This is a genomic window from Oleiagrimonas sp., assembly GCF_027858935.1.
In the GTDB taxonomy this organism is placed as follows: domain Bacteria; phylum Pseudomonadota; class Gammaproteobacteria; order Xanthomonadales; family Rhodanobacteraceae; genus Oleiagrimonas.
On sequence record NZ_JAQIBU010000314.1, the window covers coordinates 1 to 3,614 of the forward strand.

Annotated in this window: 3 protein-coding genes and 1 pseudogene; 3 read left to right on the forward strand and 1 reads right to left on the reverse strand. The window is 65.2% G+C overall.

All coding sequences use genetic code 11. From position 1 onward, the window contains the following. The first annotated feature begins 60 nt into the window (after positions 1-60). A complete protein-coding gene (locus tag PF446_RS11720) occupies positions 61-549 on the forward strand; it encodes an RDD family protein (protein ID WP_298071787.1) in 489 nt (162 codons plus the stop codon). Between the two features lie 16 nt (positions 550-565). Here the strand turns inward: PF446_RS11720 and lptF are convergent, their stop codons facing one another. After that, on the reverse strand, positions 566-1,696 hold the full coding sequence (gene lptF, locus PF446_RS11725) for an LPS export ABC transporter permease LptF (RefSeq protein WP_298071789.1): 1,131 nt from the start codon (positions 1,694-1,696) through the stop codon (positions 566-568). A 178-nt stretch (positions 1,697-1,874) separates the two neighbouring features. Here lptF and PF446_RS11730 point away from each other — a divergent pair, with 178 nt between their 5' ends. Both PF446_RS11730 and PF446_RS11735 read left to right on the forward strand, forming a co-directional pair. Further along, positions 1,875-3,356 (forward strand): leucyl aminopeptidase, encoded by a 1,482-nt coding sequence (locus PF446_RS11730; protein WP_298071791.1) that lies wholly within the window; start codon positions 1,875-1,877, stop codon positions 3,354-3,356. Between the two features lie 163 nt (positions 3,357-3,519). Further along, positions 3,520-3,614: pseudogene (locus tag PF446_RS11735) on the forward strand (DNA polymerase III subunit chi); the annotation flags it as partial.

A 3,614-nucleotide genomic window follows, 5' to 3' on the forward strand; every position in this document is an offset into this window, starting at 1 on the left:
CTGTGCATCTGTTTGCCCATGACCGGATGCTGGACGCAATGATGTGGCCGGCGCAAGCCCATGAATGAATCGACCCTCCTGCCCGCGCCGCTCTGGCGCCGCCTGCTGGCCCTGGCCTACGAACTGCTGGCCGTGGTGGCCATCATCATGGTGATGGTGATGGCATGCCTGCTGCTGACCGGCGGCAAACTTGATCCACACGCGTGGTGGTACCGCGCCACGCTGCTGGCTGCCGTGGGCGCATATTTCGTCATCTCGTGGATCCGCGGCGGACAAACCCTGGGGATGCGGCCGTGGCGGCTGCGGCTGCGCGCAACGGATGGGGGGCCGGTTTCGACGCAACGTGCGCTGCTGCGCTTCGCGAGTCTCGCCGCGCCCCTGCTGCTGATCGCGCTCGCGCCCCTGACGGGTACGCGCTCCGCAATGATTGCGCCATTCGCGGCGTGGATCGTGTATCTGGCCATGGCCTTCGTCGATCCCAGGCACAGGACCGTGCAGGACCTCCTGTCCGGCACACTGCTCGAGTACCGCCCCGTTCCCCGGGACTAGACGCGACACGTCGGGATCAGGCCGCTGCGGTATCGCCCATGTCGGTCGATTGTGGCCGACCGACCCGGTACTGGCGACGCAGCATCCAGACCGCCAGCAGCGTCACGATCAGGTGCAGAGCCCACATGGGCGCGCCATTGGATACGCTGCCACGCTCGATCAGCGCCCGCGCCAGCGACAGCAGCAGGAAATACAGCAGGTAGGCCAGCACGGCGATCAGCAAGCGTCCGTAGCGCGGCTCGCGCGGCGACTGGCGTGCCAGCGGCACGGCCAGCACCAGCAATACCAGCGCAGTAATGGGTACGGCGAGACGCCAGGCCAGCTCGGCACGTGCGCCGGCATCCTTGCTCCCCATCAGCTCCAGTGTACTGGCGCGATTCAGTGGGTTGCTGGTCGTCTCGTCATGGGGCTGCACTGCAGAGAGAGCCACGTCATTGCGCTGGTAGCGCATGCGTCGCCAGTTGGGGTGGCCCAACGGTATCTGGTACTGCCAACCATCGGACAACGACAGATAGCGGCCATGCCCGTCGCTGCCCGAATAGAGTGCGCCACGCCTGGCCGTGATCAGTTTGATCCCTGCCGGGTGGGTGGCGTCGCCCGGCTTGTTGCTGGAAAGGAAGACCTGGTCCAGTCGCGTGCCTTGGTGGTTCATTCCGGCGACGAAGATCACCCCACCGCTCCCCGGAAGCTGGGTGAAACGCCCGGCCTCCAGGCCCGCGGCAATCACCGAGCGATTGGCCTCGGCCACCAGCTGGTTGGCGGTGCGGTTGGACAGTGGCCCCAGCCAGAGGGAAATCAGCGCGATCAGGAGTACCGAGGGCACGCCAAGCAGGAACACCGGCCGCAACAGACCGGCTGGCCCCATGCCAGCGGCGGCCAGGACATGCATCTCGCTTTCACGCCACAGCTTCCCCAGCGCGACCAGTACCCCAAGGAACAAGGCCATGGGCAGCAATCCGGGCAAGGCCTCGACGATACGCAGGCCAAGCACCTGGAACATCACGCTGGCCGGAAAGCTGCCATTGGCCACCTGCTGCAGCACGCGCGCAAAGGTTCCGCCGGTGAAGATCACCAGCAGCACGGTGGTCGTGGCGGCCGCACTCTGAATGAGTTGGCGCAGGAAATAGCGGTCGAGGATGCGCAGCATGCGATAATGGGGGTCACGTTTCGCATGGTGATGTACCCATGCGGCAAGGTTGAAGTGTAGCCGGTCGGGCGAATATCGCGCAGGCCGTCTGCTTGATTCCGCGATCCGTGTTCCGGAGCCGGGGTATCACTGCATTTCGACCGACGCCCCCAATCCAGCTGAACAGAAGGACGCATTGATGACCCTGCAACTGAGCTTGAATACCGGCACTCCCGAATCCACCGATACACCCTGCGCCATCGTCGGCGTGTTCACCAATGGCGTGCTTTCGGATGCAGCCGAAGCCGTGGACAAGGCCTCCGGAGGCGCCATCCAACGCCGCATGAAAGCGGGTGACATCAACGGCAAGCTCGGCAGCACGAACACGCTGTTCGAGCTTGAAGGCATCAAGGCCGGACGCGTGCTGGTCGTCGGCATGGGCGTGCACGCCGAGCTCGATGCCGGTCGATTCCAGCAGGCCTGCCTGGCGGCTGGAAAGACCGCATCCGACCTGCCTGTGGTGGCGGCCACGTCCTGGCTGGGCACCCTCGATGTGCCGGGCAAGGATGCCGAATGGCGTGTACGAACCGAGGCGCTGGCCTTCGACCATGCCGCCTATCGCTATACCGCCACCTTCAAGGCCGATGCCGAATCGCGCGAACCCAAGTTCCGGTCACTGGCCCTGACCGGCACCACCGATGCGGCCACCCTGGATACGGCCCGCGCCATGGCCGAAGGCGTGCGCTTCGCACGCAACCTGGGCAACCTGCCGCCGAACATCTGTGTCCCGGCGTTCATTGCCGAGCAGGCCACCGCATTCGCCGAACAACATGACGGCGTGGACGTCGAGATCCTCGAACGCGATCAGATGGCCAAGCTGGGCATGACCTCGCTGCTGGCCGTGGCGCGCGGTTCACGCAACAGCCCGCGCCTGATCGTGTTGAAGTGGAACGGCGGTGCCAAGGGCGACAAGCCCTACGCGTTCGTCGGCAAGGGCGTGACCTTCGACAGCGGTGGCCTGAACCTGAAGCCGACCGGCTCCATGGAGGAGATGAAGTTCGACATGTGCGGTGCAGCCGGCGTGCTGGGCGGTTTCGTCGCGGCGGTGGAAATGAAACTGCCGTTGAACCTGGTCTGTGTGGTGCCGTCGGTGGAAAACATGCCGGACGGCGACTCCTACCGCCCCAGCGACGTGGTGACCACCATGTCCGGCCAGACCGTCGAGGTGCTCAACACCGACGCCGAGGGCCGCCTGATCCTGTGCGACGCATTGACCTACACCCAGCGTTTCGATCCCAGGGCCATCATTGATGCGGCAACCCTGACCGGCGCCTGCGTAGTGGCCCTGGGCAACCACGCCACCGGCCTGATGAGCAAGCACGATGACCTGGCCGATGAACTGCTGGCCGCGGGTGAGGCCACCCTCGACCGGGCTTGGCGTCTTCCGCTGTGGAACGACTACCAGAAGCAACTGGAATCGGCCTTTGCCGACTTTGCCAACATCGGCGGCAAGACGGCCGGAGCCATCACCGCTGGCTGCTTCCTTTCACGTTTCACCGAAGGCCAGCGCTGGGCGCACCTGGACATCGCCGGTACGGCCTGGGAATCGGGCCGCAAGGGCCTGGCCAGCGGTCGCCCGGTCTCCCTGCTGGCACAATGGCTGATGGATCGCTGCGCGTAGGCCTGTGCGCCTCCCCCTGCGCCAAAGTGACTGCCTTCAGTCGCGAGCAGGGGGAGCGCATTCCCGCTCGGGAACGGTTTGGTCGCGAGTGGTTTTCCCTCGGTCCACAGTGATGCGTCGCTGTTATCCTGATCCCTGAATCCCCAAGCCTGCTTGCGTGCCCATGCCCCGCGCCGATTTCTACCTGATCGACAAGCCCATCTACCGCGAGGACCCGCTGCTGCTGGTCTGCAAATTGGCGCAGCACGCCTGGTCGGC